This window comes from Microcoleus sp. AS-A8, assembly GCA_039962225.1.
GTDB lineage: Bacteria > Cyanobacteriota > Cyanobacteriia > Cyanobacteriales > Coleofasciculaceae > Allocoleopsis.
Window position 1 is genome coordinate 95,773 of the sequence record JAMPKV010000018.1, and the last position, 15,871, is coordinate 111,643.

At 46.5% G+C, this 15,871-nt stretch carries 13 protein-coding genes; 8 read left to right on the forward strand and 5 right to left on the reverse strand.

Annotated elements, in window-relative coordinates; all coding sequences use genetic code 11:
- Nucleotides 1–51: 51 nt before the first annotated feature.
- Nucleotides 52–417, forward strand: a complete 366-nt coding sequence (locus NDI48_23960) for a calcium-binding protein (protein MEP0834225.1) — start codon at nucleotides 52–54, stop codon at nucleotides 415–417.
- 72 nt (nucleotides 418–489) lie between these two features.
- Here the strand turns inward: NDI48_23960 and NDI48_23965 are convergent, their stop codons facing one another.
- Nucleotides 490–1,173: a Uma2 family endonuclease gene (locus NDI48_23965; GenBank protein ID MEP0834226.1), complete on the reverse strand. Its 684-nt coding sequence runs from the start codon at nucleotides 1,171–1,173 to the stop codon at nucleotides 490–492.
- 428 nt (nucleotides 1,174–1,601) lie between these two features.
- Complete coding sequence (locus tag NDI48_23970; protein MEP0834227.1) at nucleotides 1,602–1,919, reverse strand: hypothetical protein; 318 nt, start codon at nucleotides 1,917–1,919, stop codon at nucleotides 1,602–1,604.
- Nucleotides 1,920–2,204: 285 nt separating this feature from the next.
- On the opposite strand from NDI48_23970, the gene NDI48_23975 reads away from it, so the two are divergent.
- From NDI48_23975 to NDI48_23995, 5 genes are all read left to right on the forward strand, one after another.
- On the forward strand, nucleotides 2,205–2,345 hold the full coding sequence (locus NDI48_23975; GenBank protein MEP0834228.1) for a hypothetical protein: 141 nt from the start codon (nucleotides 2,205–2,207) through the stop codon (nucleotides 2,343–2,345).
- Nucleotides 2,346–2,517: 172 nt separating this feature from the next.
- Nucleotides 2,518–3,726: a DNA (cytosine-5-)-methyltransferase gene (gene dcm, locus NDI48_23980; protein MEP0834229.1), complete on the forward strand. Its 1,209-nt coding sequence runs from the start codon at nucleotides 2,518–2,520 to the stop codon at nucleotides 3,724–3,726.
- Entirely contained in the window at nucleotides 3,716–4,741 is a 1,026-nt protein-coding gene (locus NDI48_23985; protein MEP0834230.1) for a hypothetical protein, read from the forward strand. The genes dcm and NDI48_23985 overlap by 11 nt, the downstream gene beginning before the upstream one ends.
- A 258-nt stretch (nucleotides 4,742–4,999) precedes the next feature.
- Nucleotides 5,000–8,260: a carbamoyl-phosphate synthase large subunit gene (gene carB / locus NDI48_23990; protein ID MEP0834231.1), complete on the forward strand. Its 3,261-nt coding sequence runs from the start codon at nucleotides 5,000–5,002 to the stop codon at nucleotides 8,258–8,260.
- Nucleotides 8,261–8,589: 329 nt separating this feature from the next.
- A complete protein-coding gene (locus NDI48_23995; protein MEP0834232.1) occupies nucleotides 8,590–10,437 on the forward strand; it encodes an AAA-like domain-containing protein in 1,848 nt (615 codons plus the stop codon).
- A gap of 150 nt (nucleotides 10,438–10,587) precedes the next feature.
- Here the strand turns inward: NDI48_23995 and NDI48_24000 are convergent, their stop codons facing one another.
- Together NDI48_24000 and NDI48_24005 are read right to left on the reverse strand one after the other, a co-directional pair.
- Nucleotides 10,588–11,100: a HAMP domain-containing protein gene (locus NDI48_24000; GenBank protein MEP0834233.1), complete on the reverse strand. Its 513-nt coding sequence runs from the start codon at nucleotides 11,098–11,100 to the stop codon at nucleotides 10,588–10,590.
- Nucleotides 11,101–11,465: 365 nt separating this feature from the next.
- Entirely contained in the window at nucleotides 11,466–12,089 is a 624-nt protein-coding gene (locus NDI48_24005) for a glutaminase (GenBank protein ID MEP0834234.1), read from the reverse strand.
- A gap of 420 nt (nucleotides 12,090–12,509) precedes the next feature.
- Between NDI48_24005 and pbpC the strand changes: the two genes are divergently transcribed.
- Nucleotides 12,510–14,978, forward strand: coding sequence for a penicillin-binding protein 1C (gene pbpC, locus NDI48_24010; GenBank protein MEP0834235.1), 2,469 nt, complete (start codon nucleotides 12,510–12,512; stop codon nucleotides 14,976–14,978).
- Nucleotides 14,979–15,245, forward strand: coding sequence for a hypothetical protein (locus NDI48_24015; GenBank protein MEP0834236.1), 267 nt, complete (start codon nucleotides 14,979–14,981; stop codon nucleotides 15,243–15,245). It abuts the gene before it with no gap.
- Here the strand turns inward: NDI48_24015 and NDI48_24020 are convergent.
- The coding region (locus tag NDI48_24020; GenBank protein MEP0834237.1) for a hypothetical protein at nucleotides 15,236–15,871 on the reverse strand (636 nt) is incomplete at its 5' end. The genes NDI48_24015 and NDI48_24020 overlap by 10 nt on opposite strands.

Genomic DNA, 15,871 nt, shown 5'->3' on the forward strand with positions numbered 1-15,871 from the left:
CGCAAGAAAAATTTCTCGTATCATAGTTCCGTCCCACCAAGGAGGCGGCTTATGTCCAGCGTTGAATACGACGAAAGTCGAGAGAAGCGCATCGAGATGGAGATTATCGTCGATGCCTACAACGAAGAAGAACAGGTAATGGGTTGGTATTACTACCTCGACGGTAAACTCAATTTTCCCTTTAAAGCTAAATGGATAAACCGAAAAGGTCAATCCGAAGAGGTTGAAGTCCAGGAAATGTCACCAGAGGACGATTGTGGAAAAGATATGTTTGTTGAGGTGCTTTACCGAGAAGGTGAGGCTGAAGATGTGTTTTCTGTTCCCCTCTACGAGATAGAGGCAATTGACGCCAACCCCGAAACCCAAGAAGCGATCGCAGATTGGCATTATTGGGTTAATCGAGGCAACGAATTATAAATTTAGGGAGAGCAATTACATCTTCTTCTCCAGAAAATTTGTGAAGCATTCCCAAAGACAAGGAAATTGCCTTTATTCCACATTGAAACCAGCGATTTGTCGAGCAAACCAGCTAGCCGCACTAATATTAGTTTCCTCAACCAAGCGTTCTAAGGTTTGGTCTAGAAGGGGAATTGGCAACCCTTTCAATGCTACAGAGTAAACACATTGCTGATACTTCTTATCAGCTTGCAACCGAAACGCAATCACTCGTTTCCCCTGCACATCAATTACCCAATACTCAGGGATTTCCAGAGCAGCATAGAGTTTTTTCTTTTCATCTAAGTCAGTTGCCAGCGTCGTATCAGAGATTTCACCCACTAAGTCAGGAACTCGCCACTGAGTCAGATCAATTCGACGGAGTTCACCGGGTTGCCATTGCGGCACACCTTCTCCGATATACAGCACTAAATCGGGTGCTGCGGCACGTTGATTGGGCTTTTCCAGTAAGCAACGTCCCAGAGACTCCGCCGTTTGCACTACAAACTGACTGAACCAAAAGCCAAACAGCAGTGTAAATAAGTCACTCACTCTAGCGTGGTTAATACCTTCTGAACCCATATCAACAAGAAGAGAGTTGCCATTGAAAAACAATCTCATTCTCTCAGGAGTAGGATCGTCGCGATAGCGTAAGTAATCTTCCCAAGTCGCTGGCTGCCATTGGGGAATTTGTAGGGTATCAGCTTTTTGGATGGCTGTGAGAATGGATGCTGTCATCGGTTAAGGCTACCCCCAAGCGTTACTGCAATTTTAACTTTACTCATTGGTAGGCAGTGCCACTCTATAGCCTACATTCAGGAACTCGTTTTGTGTTGCTATCAGCTTTGAATAAAGCCGTCATATGTCAGCGATCGCAAGTCTTTCGGAGCAGGTTCGGGCAAACTTCATAGATACAATCAGACGGAAAAGGGTCTTTTTGTGAGACATGACTGAAAATTGTCACGCTTGAACTTCCCGAAACGCTGGCACAACGAGCCAAGGAAATTACTGCTTTGACGAGCCAGGGGGGAACTGTCTGTACTAGAAACAAAGAAATATTAAAAAAGTGAACTTTTTTCGCGACCTCGCTAGCTCATTGCCAAAAAGAAAGCCTCTGGTAATGAGCCAGAGGCTTTCTCCTTCGTATCAATTCTCATCAGTCTGATTCAAGCCGTCTTGTTATCTGGAATATGTTGAGAGTGCTTTAAGTCTGTGTCGCCTAGTTTTTCTTGCAAAAACTTATATTGACGCCTAAGTTCCATTTTGGTAGTTTTTGGGGTTGACATAAGACTGATATATTCTTGAGCAATTTCCCATTTGTTGCTATTGGCGGGTAAATGCGCGACTCTTTCCCACAAATCTCTTCTTGCTTCTAAGTCGTTAATGTAATTCTCTTTTTCTCCTCGATTCTTGGCGTTGATGGCTCTACTAGCAAATACGGCTGACATCTTCAAAGCATATTCTCTAATAAATTTTATTTCCATACAGCGAAAAATATATACATATAGGTTGATGCCTTCAGTTTTAATTTTCCTAGAGTTAGCCTTTATGCACTTCTATCGCAAGGAAGACCAGTAAATATACTTAATGGTTTGTTCATATTCAGGCAGAGGTGCTGAAGCTGCGTCATCTTGGGAAATCCTAACCTGGGACTAGGCGGAACTAGGTGTTTGCTACACAAACGCCACTCAGAGAAACTTTTTTCCTCACAAGCCTCATCATCTCTCCTACATCTTCATAAGACACCGTAGGACTCTACTGACTAACCTGTGCAAACCAAGGCTACACAGCCTGTTGATGATCATGTCTATCCCTTTGGGGGAACCGACGCGCTTGGGCACATTAATCCAGCAGCGCTACAAGAGTTGATCACACTGTATTTGGATATGCCGTCGAAAAGTGAAGAATAGTTACAGAGTTGGAGGTGCGATGACAGTTTGTGAATAAGGAGGGGAGGAGGAGCGATCGGTTTTCTGAGGCTATGCGACCGCTGTTTGTACCAAATGAGGGGAGGAGGAGCGATCGCCTACGGCACCAGCGAAGCTGATCGCTATAATTTTGAAGCAGACTCAAGCAACGTTCATGGATACAGTCAAAGGTCAAAAGCGTAGTATTAGTCAACCAACTATCACCAAAACTGTTGAACTTTTTTGTGGAATTGGAGGATTTCGCATTGCTGCTGAAGAAAGAAACATACGTACTATATGGGCAAATGATATTTGCCCGAAAGCCTGCAAAGTGTATCGCAATTGCTTTGGAGATGCAGAATTACGGCAGGGTGATATCCATGAATTAGTAAATGAAATCCCTTCTCACGATCTATTGACAGCTGGTTTTCCATGTCAGCCATTCAGCAGTGCTGGTAAGAAAAAAGGAGTCCGCGATCCCCGCGGTAATCTTTTTGAAGTTATTGTAGATGTCTTGCACAGACACAAGCCCAGTTTTTTTATCTTAGAAAATGTAAAACGCTTGCTGTCGATGGAGGAAGGAACTCACTTTGCTAAGATACTAAGCAGATTAGCAAGCTTGGACTACACCATTGAGTGGCGTTTAGTCAACGCCCTGCATTTCGGTTTACCCCAAAATCGCCAACGAGTGGTCATAGTCGGAGCTTTAGATAGCGATACACAGGAAGATGTTCCAAGTATACGATTAGCCTCAAGTCAGAATCTTTCCGAGTTACCAGAATCAAGCATTAAAACTCTCACTCATTTTGAAAATTGGGCAGACATAGAAGCACACAACAAAAGATTTCCAACTTGGGGGATCGCTAAAGCAGGCCAATTTTTTGGCTTTGATTTGGCTCAGTTTTTTAATGCCATGCCAATAGTTCCTTTACGGACAGTGCTTGAGTCTAATGTAGACACTCAATTTGATTTTACTGAATCAACCTTACAACGCTTAAAAGATAGTACCTCAGTCAATGATTTCGTCCAAGGAGTACAAATTCTCTACAATCAAGTTGGGGGAGCGCGGATGGGTTACACAGTATTTGGTATTGATGGCGTTGCACCAACTCTCACCTCCACAACGAGTCGGCACTACGAACGTTATAAAATTGGCCATCAGTATCGCCGCCTTACGAATGTAGAATATGCTCGTATCCAAGGTTTTCCAGACGAACACTGTGCAGGGATATCTATCTACGATCAATATCCTCTTTTCGGGAATGCAGTACCACCTCCTCTGGTTGGATGGGTGATGGATTGCGTATTGCAGAATAGATTAGCAGTGATGACGACGCCTAAATTTGAACAATTATCACTCTTCTCCATACCTAATGCTTTCTAAGGAAGAATTGCGCTCACGGTTACGTGAATCTATTGATACCACGATTTATGAAGTCAATCGTGCACTGAGAGGAGAAAACCTTGAACAACTTGAAGAAGTCTTAATCCGCATTGGACGAGGTGGACGGATTCCGCATTGGTACGAGCAGCTCGAAACCCAGCAAACACTACCAAATCTGGATGGCAAGACAGTTGGTAGCGTTATGGAGATGTTGTTAGTCGCAGTACTCGAAAAAATTATATTTCAAGGTCTTGAAATACCTCCTTTACGGGTTAATCCAGCACGAGGAGTTGACCTACCTGATTTGGATGTTGGTATTAAATCCCCTTCAGAAAACTACTGCACAAGTGAACCCTTTTTCTCAGCTTATGAAAGACTGATTGGTTCAGAGTATGACGCTCTTATACTACTCACTGACTACCAAACAGCTAAAAAAAAGCAGCCATTAAAGCTACAAATTATTAAATTTAAGTATCTCAAAAAAAATCAGATAGCTGATTATCGGCTTTGCCAAATTGCTAAAAAGCATCGGGAATGGCTGGTGACAGAAAACGAAGCTTGGGCGCAGAAGGTATTCCGATTTTTAGCCTATGTAAATCAAAGTGATTGGCGTGCAAAACAGCTACTTCGTTTGCTTGAGTGCCTACAAGATTCCGCATCTGTGCAGCGTTGTATTCAGCAAGCTTATATAGACTTTCAAAAAGTCAATAAAAAACGTATTGCCAAAGATGCTGAACCACTTCCCACGTCAGATATTGAATCTTTACAAAAGATAAACTCTATTCAACCTTTCTATCTTGGTGTTATCGATGCTGCTGATAATTGGGTAATCGAGACGCAGAAAGACTTTGCACGATTCCCGAATAGCAATGAGTGGGCGCGTATTTTGACAAGTTCATTAGATGGTCAAATTGGTATGAGTCCTGCATTACAGTGGCGGTATAATTTCAGTCGCGTTTTCGGAGTTCCTCAACCCGCAGAGGACGATCTGAGCCTGGTTGTAGAGACTCAGTGAAGAATAGTTACAGAGTTTGAGGTGCGATGACAGTTTGTGAATAAGGAGGGGAGGAGAAGCGATCGCATAGCCTCAGAAAAGCGATCGCTCTCCTTCCCAATCCGCCACTACAAGCGTTCACCCGTCTAGACTGAGACTCTTAAGAGAGTATCCGCTAAGTCATCAAACTTGGATAAAGCCACTGCAAATAATTGCGGTGAGGACATTTAATTTAGAATAATTTGGTCTGCACTGTCATCTACGACGGACGAACGAAATATGCCTCGCCGCGACGACCTCCACAAAATTCTGCTCTTGGGTTCTGGCCCGATTGTCATTGGACAAGCCAGTGAGTTTGACTACTCCGGTACTCAAGCGTGTAAGGCACTTCGGGAAGAACGCTACGAAGTGGTGCTGGTGAACTCTAACCCAGCCAGTATCATGACTGACCCCGAAACCGCTGACCGTACCTACGTTGAGCCATTGACACCGGAAATTGTGGAGAAGGTCATCGAAAAAGAACGACCCGATGCCCTATTGCCCACAATGGGGGGACAAACCGCCCTCAACCTCGCTGTTGCTCTAGCGAAAAATGGGGTACTAGAGAAGTATGGCGTCGAGTTGATTGGAGCCAAACTCCCAGCCATTGAGATGGCAGAAGACCGCCAGTTGTTCAAAGAAGCGATGGAGCGAATTGGGGTCGCCGTCTGTCCTTCGGGCATTGTCAATAATATGGATGAAGCCAAAGAAATTGCCCGACAAATTGGCTCTTATCCCCTAATTATTCGTCCCGCCTTTACTCTGGGTGGCACGGGAGGCGGTATTGCCTACAACCAGGAAGAATACGAAGAAATGGCACAGGTTGGTATAGATGCCTCCCCCATGTCGCAAATCTTGGTAGAAAAGTCGCTCTTAGGCTGGAAAGAGTACGAGCTAGAAGTGATGCGCGACTTGGCGGATAACGTCGTGATTATCTGCTCGATTGAAAACATCGACCCGATGGGGATTCACACGGGCGACTCCATCACCGTTGCTCCGGCCCAAACCTTAACCGATAAAGAATACCAACGGCTGCGGGATGCCTCGATTAAAATCATCCGCGAAATTGGTGTAGAAACTGGAGGGTCTAACATTCAGTTTGCCGTCAATCCCGTGACCGGGGAATTGATTGTGATTGAAATGAACCCTCGCGTTTCTCGCAGTTCCGCCCTTGCCTCCAAGGCGACAGGGTTCCCCATCGCTAAGATGGCGGCAAAACTAGCCGTCGGCTACACCTTGGATGAAATCCCCAACGACATCACCAAAAAAACACCCGCTTCGTTTGAACCCACGATTGACTATGTGGTGACGAAAGTCCCCCGCTTTGCCTTTGAGAAGTTCCCCGGTGCCGAACCTGTACTCACCACACAAATGAAGTCGGTTGGGGAAGCCATGGCGATTGGGCGCACGTTCCAAGAGTCGTTCCAGAAAGCGCTGAGGTCGCTGGAAACCGGTCGTGCGGGTTGGGGTTGCGATAAAGCGGAAAAGCTGCCTTCCCTGGAACAAATTCGCGCAGGCTTAAGAACTCCCAATCCAGAGCGGATCTTCACGGTGCGTCATGCCATGCAGATGGGGATGACGGTGGAGGAAGTCTATGAACTCACCAACATTGACCCTTGGTTTTTGGATAAGTTTGAGCAGTTACTGGAAACCGAAAAATCCCTGAAGCGGACTCCCTTAAAGCAGTTGACAAAAGAGCAATTATGGGATATTAAGCGCCAAGGATTTAGCGATCGCCAAATTGCCTTCGCCACCAAAACCACGGAAGATGAGGTTCGCGCTTACCGCAAGAGTCTGGGCATTGTACCCGTTTACAAGGTTGTGGATACTTGTGCGGCGGAGTTTGAAGCCTTCACCCCCTACTATTACTCTACCTACGAGGAAGAAACGGAGGTGTTACCCTCCGATAGGCGCAAAGTGATGATTTTGGGGGGTGGCCCGAACCGAATTGGGCAAGGCATTGAGTTTGATTATTGTTGCTGTCACGCCTCCTATGCTCTCAGTAAACAGGGGTTTGAGACAATTATGGTCAACTCCAACCCAGAGACGGTTTCGACCGATTATGATACGAGCGATCGCCTTTACTTTGAACCCCTAACCAAAGAAGACGTTCTCAACATCATCGAAACGGAACAACCCGAAGGCATCATCATTCAGTTTGGCGGTCAAACACCCCTGAAACTAGCGGTACCCTTGCAAGAATTTTTGCGCCGTCCTGATATCCAAGCGGCACTCCCAACCAAGATTTGGGGGACTTCGCCGGACTCGATTGATATTGCAGAAGACCGAGAAAAGTTTGAGAAAATTCTGCGTAAGCTAGACATCAAACAGCCCCCCAATGGTGCGGCCCGGAGTTACTCAGAAGCCTTGGATGTGGCTAAGCGCATTAGTTATCCCGTTGTGGTACGTCCTTCTTATGTATTAGGAGGACGGGCGATGGAAATTGTCTATTCCGACATGGAATTGGAACGGTACATGACTTTTGCCGTACAGGTTGAGCCAGAACATCCGATTCTGATTGACAAGTTCCTGGAAAACGCCGTTGAAGTGGATGTGGATGCGATCGCAGACCATACGGGTCGTGTGGTGATTGGTGGCATTATGGAGCATATCGAGCAGGCGGGGATTCACTCGGGTGACTCCGCTTGCTCCCTCCCCTCCGTCTCCCTCCCCCCAACCGTCTTGGACAAAATTCGCACATGGACGGTAGAGTTGGCGAAGGAACTCAAAGTAATTGGGTTGATGAATATCCAGTTTGCGGTGGTAGGACTCCAAGGGTATGAGCCGCAAGTTTACATCCTAGAAGCCAACCCTAGAGCGTCGCGTACCATTCCTTATGTCTCGAAGGCAACAGGGGTACCTCTCGCAGGACTCGCTTCTCGCATTATGTCCGGTGAAACTCTAGAATCCCTAGGATTGACTCAGGAACCCATAATCAAGCACGTTGCCGTTAAGGAAGCCGTGTTACCGTTTGAGAAATTTGCGGGTACGGACGTGATTTTGGGGCCAGAAATGCGCTCCACGGGCGAGGTGATGGGGATTGATGTAGACTTTGGTAAGGCATTTGCCAAGGCTGAATTAGCCGCTAGTCAGAAGTTGCCCCTATCTGGTACTGTGTTTGTCTCAACCAGCGATCGCGATAAGACCAGTGTGGTTCCGGTGGTGAAAGACTTTATCGCCTTAGGCTTCCATGTTGTCGCCACGGAAGGAACAAGACACGCCCTGAAGGAGCATGGGATCGATGTTGAGTTAGTCCTCAAACTCCATGAAGGTCGTCCTCATGTGCTCGATTGGATTAAAAATAAACAGATTCAGCTCATTATCAACACACCGTCTGGGGAAGAGGCACGAGTGGATGGGCGGTTAATTCGTCGCAGTTCCTTGGCTTACAAAGTTCCCATTATCACCACGATTGCGGGGGCGAAGGCGACAGCGGCGGCTATTCGCTCATTGCAGTCCCAACCCCTGGAGGTGAAGGCGTTACAGGACTATATTTATTGATAAGGTTCTGAGGGCGCGTTGGCGTGAACACTACGCCAACGCGCAACGCTGGGAAAAAAACCTAACAATAGATGCCAAATCCCTAACATTGCTACAATTAAGTCGCTCCTGACCTCAGAAGCTGAACTATTCAACATCACAAGTTGAATGAGGCGGCTTAAGCTCACTGCTGAAAAACTTATCGGCTGTAGTTAAAGAGATGAGCCAGCCGAGCTGTTAATCTGAGGATAATAAAATTTCACCGGCAAAATCCCAGCCTGATGCCCTAGCTGTGCGGACTGGCAAGAAGACAGCCCAAGAAGTTATTTCCTTGGGAGGATTTAAAATTTGTGTCTAAAGAAAATCAATCAACCAAGCGTAAACGAGGTGTGATCTTAACGGTTCAAGGTTGGAATCGCCTGCAAACCGCCAAGCGGCAGTCAGAAATGCAAGAAAATGCGGGCAACGTCTATACTTTGGAAGAGTTGCGCGATCGCACGAGCTTGAGTATTAATACACTCACGCGCATACAACGCCGCGAAATTGCAGTCGATCGACACAGCATCGAATCGTTCTTCAGCGCCTTTAAGCTTAAACTCAACCCCAGTGACTACACGAAGCAGGAGCGCGAAAATTTAGAGAATCAGCAGAGAGTTACCCTCAAAGGTCAAGTCCCTCTCAATTCTCCCTTTTATGTAGAGCGTCCCCCCATTGAGCTGTTGGGTTACGAGACGATTTTACAGCCGGGAGCGTTGATTCGGATCAAAGCGCCCAAGCAGATGGGGAAAACCTCGCTGATGGCTAGGATTCTCTCCTCGGCGCGAAGGCAAGGTTATAAAACCGTGACCTTAAGTTTCCAATTGGCGGATGCAAGCGTGTTCTCCAATTTAACTCGTTTTCTCCAGTGGTTTTGTGCGATTGTGAGTCGGAATTTAGGTGTTCCCAATCAACTAGCTGAGTATTGGGATGATATCTTCGGCAGCAATTATAACTGCACGGATTACTTTGAGAATTACTTGTTAGCTCAAATTAATAGCCCCATCGTCTTGGCCTTAGACGAAGTGGATGTGGTGTTTAATTACCCAGAAATTGCCACCGACTTTTTTGGCTTGCTGCGAGCTTGGTATGAGAAAGCTAAGTATGGAGATGAAAGTAGCGATGCTTGGCAAAAACTGCGGTTATTAGTCGTGCATTCCACAGAAGTTTATATTCCGCTCAACATCAATCAATCCCCTTTTAATGTGGGTTTTTCGGTGGAGTTGCCAGAGTTTACGGCTGAGCAAGTCAAAGATTTAGCAACCCGATATGAACTGAATTGGACGGATAAGCAAGTCGAACAATTAATGGCGTTGAGCGGTGGAAATCCTTATTTAGTCCAGTTGGCACTTCATCACATTAGCGGTGAAGAGATTACGCTGGAGCAGCTTTTAGAAACAGCCATCGCCGAAGATGGACTGTACAGCGATTATTTGAGACGGCAATTATGGAATCTTAAACAGTATCCAGAACTCGTGAGTGCATTGACGCAGGTTGTAAAGTCACAAAGCGCCGTGGAATTAGAGCCAGTACAGGCATTTAAGTTACAAAGTATGGGACTAGTGCGGGGACACAATCAGCGGGTAGTACCGAGTTGCGCTTTGTATCGTCAGTATTTTAGCGATCGCCTGAGTAGATTGCAGTTAAATTTAATCCAAGAAAGTCGCCTCGCTACAATTGTTTTCACGGATGCTGTAAATTTTGAGGCCAATCTAAACACGAACCCAGAACGAACGCAGACTCAGCTTTACCAAGACTTCCAATTGATTACCCAACTGGCTCAACAGTTTGAAGGTCAGCTACTCAAATCGTTCGGTGCTACATTGTTGATCTACTTTCCGAGTGCGCTGAATGCTGTAAATTGTGCTCAAGAGATTCAACTGGCTTTACGGCAGACGGCTGAACCTTCCATAGAACCCTTACTCACTTATCGCATTGGGATTCATTTGGGTGAAGTGATTTTCAGTTACAGCGATATTATTGGAACTGGAATTAAGATTGCACAGCGATTACAAGCTGAAGCTCCCTCCGGAGGAATTTGTATTTCTCAAACGGTCTATGAAGCCGTTAAAAATTTTCTACCTCTGCAACCGATTAATCTGGGACAGCGAGAATTTGAGGGGATTGAGGAGCCGATATCACTGTACCAACTCGATGTTTAATATCGTGTTCTTAGTGTGTGGTACATGTAACTGAAAACGGATTACCAATCCTCGTCAAATCGTAAGCTTTCTACAGCAGCCTGCAACTCCTGGAAGTAGTCAGATTGAGTAATCTCCGCAACATCCTGCTTCCGCTTTTGCTGGTCAATCTCAATGCGTAGTTCCTGGAGTTGACGTTTGAGTGCATCTTCTTCCTGCTTGCGTTTGGAGATGTCTTGAATGATGCCTTCGTAGTACTAGTTGTTCTTTTGCCTGGGCTAATGCTTCTTTCGCCTGCTCTAAGCCGGCATTCTTTGCTTCTAGGCTATCAAATGACTCTTGCAGTTGATGAGCCATACTGTTAAATGAACCTGAAAGATTTTCTATCTCAATAATGCCGTTGACTTCAATGTTTTGATCCAGGTCACCCCTGGCAATTTCTTGAGAAGCTTTATTTAACTTAAGAATCTGTTTACTAATCCAGCGAGCTGTGAGAATACCGATTGTTGTGGCTACAACTAGTGTAACTAAACATAATAAAATTGTTGTACGGGTATTAGCATTGATTTGTCCCATGAAATCAGACTCAGGAACGACAACCACAATCAGCCAATCAATACCCCGCTCATCCTGGCAGGGAAGTACCTGGACATATTGCCATGCCCCCTCCATTTTAAATTTCAAGTTTTGGCTGCTATTAATGGCACTGAGATTGCCAAAACGTTGTATTAAATGTTGGGCGGTTGCCCGTACCGTTGAATTATTGCTACTTATCGCTTTAATTCGCTCGATCTCACGGTTATCTCCCTCTCCTTTAACGAGGAAGGGTTGTTGAATTTTCGAGCTAACTACTAAGTCTCCCGATCACTGAGATAAAAATGCAATTAAGCCATGCTTTAGGGATTATCAACTATCAATCGAATCGCTACCTTCAATCCAAGCCTTCAAATCTCGTTCGGGTTTGGCAGCATTAAACAGGTGTAATACCAATTTCATAAAATAGCGCTACAAATTGACCTCCTCACTAAAGCTCCGGCTAGCCCCCCTTATCAAGGGGGGAACAAGAAAAGTATCTGTAGCAACGATTTAGGAAATCGGTATAAGCCAAAATCTCTAGAGAGGTTTTCGCAAACTTTGATGCCTCTGACGCTATTTCCCTTTGCATCTAACGGTGGTGAGAATGTGCCAATTCCTAGTTTCCCCGGAACAACGGCTGTAATACCACCGCCAACTCCGCTTTTGGCAGGCATCCCCACTCGATAAGTCCACTCTCCAGAGTAGTCGTACATCCCACAGGTGAGCATCACACTAATCACATCCTGGACATAGCGCTCATCAATCGCACGTTCTTGGGTGATTGGGTTCATGCCACCATTGGCTAGGGTTGCAGCCATCATCGCTAGATCACGACCATTAACCATCATCGAACAGTGCTGAAAGTAAAGGTCAAGGGTTTCATCAATTTGCTCACTAATCATGCCAAAATTCCGCATTAAGTAAGCGATCGCGCGATTTCGATGACCCGTGGCTCTCTCCGACAAGAAGACTGGCACATTAATATCATGCTCTCGTCCGGTATAACGCCGAAACATATCTAGGAGGCGTTTGAGCCGTTCGGTTCCCCCATTACCTTTAATTAAATCAGCAGTGGCGATCGCTCCTGCATTCACCATGGGGTTATACGGACGATTGGTCTTCTCATCGAGAACAATGGAGTTAGCTCATATCTTTAAATAGGCTGAATTTTTGCTATGAAAAAATATTTTTATTTTATTACCAATTATTTTTAAGCGACGCAACATATAGATAAACAGATTTTATCGATAAATTATGATAATATCTTTTAATTTTAATGAATTCATAACCCTTACAGCCAGAAAAAATAGAAGCCAGTTTAAGTTGCATCCTTAACTGGCGATCTCGAGTTGTCTGGAGAAACAGTTCATGTAGTTTAACTTGGGAGTTTTTTGCTCAATGCTACATCACCAAGAATTAAAAACTGGGTCTCAACGCAATTTACAGCTTGTATCCCGACCGAAAGGATAAGGTGGGGTAAAGAACAGAATTAATTTAGTAATTCCATCCTTTGTCTTATGAGGGATTACATTCAGCAGAAGGTTTGGCAGAGGTTGAACCGTTCACATCGGCGGTTCTGGAAACTGACCCTAGTTGTGGTGCTTCTGGGACTTGTGGTGCGATCGCTTCCTAATCTAGCTCCGATTCGCGCTAGCGATCTAATTCAAGATCAACAAGCTGTTGAATTTAGCGATCGCAACGGACTCCCCCTCGGAACCCTGCTCACCCGTGACCAAGACCATACGGCTGTACTCCCCCTTGAACAGGTATCTCCCCCTTTCATCCAGGCGATTCTAGCGGCAGAAGATGGGCGATTTTATCAACATGGTGCCTTGGAGATGAAGGCGATTGCGCGATCGCTTGTCAGTTCCATTCAGGCCGGCAGAATTACCAGTGGCGCATCCACCATTACCATGCAACTCGCCCGGATGCTTGAACCTGCGCCCCGCACGCTATCGGCCAAACTCGGTGAAATTTGGCTATCCTGGCGCTTAGCCGCAGGCATGAGTAAACAGGAAATTCTCGACGCTTACATCAACCGACTGCCCATGGGCGGGAATATCTATGGAGTAGAAGCCGCCTCCCGCATCTATTTCGGCATGTCTGCAAGTGAACTCAACATTGCCCAAGCCAGCATCCTTGCCGCTATCCCCAACAATCCCAACTATCTTAATCCTTACGACTATTGGGAACCCTTAAAACGGCGGCAGGTATACGTCCTCAACCGTATGGTTAAAGACGGCTATATCACCCGCCAGCAGGCAGATCGAGCCTACGAAGAAAAAATTTCCCTTCAATCGCGTCAACAAGGCATTCTTGCCGCCCCCCATTTCTTATTTTGGGTAGCCAGTCAACTCCCCCATTCATCCATCCCAAATCCCAAATCCCCAAGCCCCAATCGGATGTCCCAAATCCGAACCACCCTAGACCGTCCTCTGCAACAATTTGTAGAAGCCCAAGTACAGCAAATTATTCGCACCCTCGCCCCGAATAATGTCCATCATGCCGCCGCCTTGGTGATAGACAACCATACAGATGAAGTTTTAGCCTATGTTGGCTCTCCCGATTACTTTTTGGAAGCCCAATTAGGTCGAAATGATGGAGTCCAAGCCTTACGCCAACCCGGTTCTACCCTGAAACCCTTTGTGTATGAATTGGCTCTAGAAAACCGCATTATTCGCCCCAATACCGTCTTAGCGGATGTGCCAACTCGTTACGCCATTCCTGGGGCGAAACTCTACAGTCCTGCGGATTATAGCGAAACCTTTCAAGGGCCGGTACGAGTTCGGGTGGCTTTAGCGAATTCTCTGAATATTCCAGCCGTGCGGGTTTTGGAGAAAGTTGGAGTGCCAACGTTTTTGCAACGATTGCATCAACTGGGCTTTGCACACTTAACTCATCCTCCAGACTATTACGGATTAGGGTTAACGTTGGGCAGTGGTGAAGTGAGTCTGTGGGAGTTAGCCCACGCTTATCTGATCTTGGCGAACCAAGGACAAGTTAAACCATTGGTAACTCAGATGAGTTCCCCCAAAACTTTCCTTAATCCGGAAAACCATCATCAAAAGCCAATTGGCACCGCTACAACTTGGGCACTGATTACTGATATGTTAAGTGACCCTCATGCCCGTGCGAAAGCCTTTGGTGTTGACTCGGTGCTTAATCTACCGTTTCCAGTCGCCGTTAAAACGGGCACCTCCTCGAATTATCGGGATACTTGGACGGTGGGATTTACCACCGACTATACGGTTGCAACTTGGGTGGGCAATTTTGATGGCGAACCGATGCGGCAGGTTTCTGGAGTGACGGGTGCAGCCCCACTCTGGAATCGGATTATGCTACACCTACACGAACATCAAGAACCGACAGGCTTTTCGCCTCCTTCCGGTTTAGTGCAACGACCGGTGTGTGCTCTTTCTGGAATGCGCCCAACTCCAGCTTGTCCTTCAGTGGTGCAGGAATACTTCTATCCAGAAGACTTGGGCGAATACGAACGCCATCCAGATACCTTTTATCAAGGGGTATCTTCAGGAAGCGATGGGCAACCCTCACAATATCGGCTGAATTTACCGGAGGAATATAACGAGTGGTTAGCCATGCAGCCGCGTGAAGCGACGTTATCCTCTGTTTCGCAGACATTGCCAGAGGGGGGAGAATTATCTTTATCGGGTAATCATCTAAAGATTGTGTCTCCTCGGCAGGGGGATTCTTTCCTGTTATACCCAACCGAATCAGATGCTGTGCAACGGTTAGAGTTTAAACTCGCGGCAACACCAACCCAGCCTGTGGAGTGGTGGCTGAATGGTCAAAAGCTAGCCATGGATTCATCGAATTCTTTGTTCTGGCAGCTTCGCCCTGGCAACTGGACGTTGGAAGTGAGAAGTGGTGAAATGAGCAATCGCGTGAGTTTTCAGGTACTCTTAGCAGAGAATCGAGCTACCCGTCGGGGATTTTCGATCGCCCCAAAAGGGCACCACCCAAGGTGATTGCTCAAGCCGAAGAGCATACGAGGAAACGGAGCAAAGGGCGATCGCAGGTTCTGGGAAAAAACACTAGAGTTTGCCGCTATTTCCGACTCGACATCTGCAAAATATCAACCTGAAACTCCCTCATGCGGCACAGCCGAGGCTTCATCAACGCAAAATGTAGACTGGGGGTTTCCAATCTACATTAAACGGATTGTTAGCTTAAGCAACGACAAACTCGGAGACTTAGCGAATCCCATCCAGTCCAACCGTGCTAATTACACATAGCTGATGTTGAGAGTGGTTGCATCTTGAACGATACCAACCAGATCGTAACCAGCAGAGGCGCTATAGGAGTAGAGGTAGGTATCTGTAGCACTGGTACCGCCGTAGTTGCCATAACCTAAGTAGTAGTTGCTAGAGCTGCCATATAGTTGGATTTTGTCGCCTTCGGAGTAGGTGTAGTCTGTCACGATAGCGTAGCTAGAAGCGCCATTGTAGTAAGCGCCGTAGGCGTCACCGAGAACGTAGGTATCAGCATCAGCGTACCCGTAGTTGTAACCGCCAGTTCTACCATAGAGGTAGTCAACTTCTGTACTACCACCGCCATAGCCATTCACGGTGTCATTGCCATAGCCACCGACTACGATGTCATTGCCGTAGCCACCATACATCGCGTCATTGCCCGTACCACCATCGAGGTAGTTACTCGAGCTATTGCCGTAGATGACGTTGTCGAGGCTGTTGCCGTAGCCAGAGTAGGCTGTTCCCATCACGTAGAGATTTTCTACATTGCTACCTAGGCTGTAGCTGACAGAAGAATAGACCCAATCATTCGTGCCTTCTGATGCGTACTCGGAAACCGTGTCATAGGAGCTGTCTACCACATAGGTGTCGTTGCCTGTGCCACCATA

Excerpts from the sequence above, each read along its gene's own strand:
- NDI48_23960 (MEP0834225.1), top strand. The coding sequence starts at position 52 with ATGTCCAGCGTTGAATACGACGAAAGTCGAGAGAAGCGCATCGAGATG.
- NDI48_23965 (MEP0834226.1), bottom strand. The coding sequence starts at position 1,173 with ATGACAGCATCCATTCTCACAGCCATCCAAAAAGCTGATACCCTACAA.
- NDI48_23970 (MEP0834227.1), bottom strand. The coding sequence starts at position 1,919 with ATGGAAATAAAATTTATTAGAGAATATGCTTTGAAGATGTCAGCCGTA.
- dcm (MEP0834229.1), top strand. The coding sequence starts at position 2,518 with ATGGATACAGTCAAAGGTCAAAAGCGTAGTATTAGTCAACCAACTATC.
- NDI48_23985 (MEP0834230.1), top strand. The coding sequence starts at position 3,716 with ATGCTTTCTAAGGAAGAATTGCGCTCACGGTTACGTGAATCTATTGAT.
- carB (MEP0834231.1), top strand. The coding sequence starts at position 5,000 with ATGCCTCGCCGCGACGACCTCCACAAAATTCTGCTCTTGGGTTCTGGC.
- NDI48_24005 (MEP0834234.1), bottom strand. The coding sequence starts at position 12,089 with ATGGTGAATGCAGGAGCGATCGCCACTGCTGATTTAATTAAAGGTAAT.
- pbpC (MEP0834235.1), top strand. The coding sequence starts at position 12,510 with ATGAGGGATTACATTCAGCAGAAGGTTTGGCAGAGGTTGAACCGTTCA.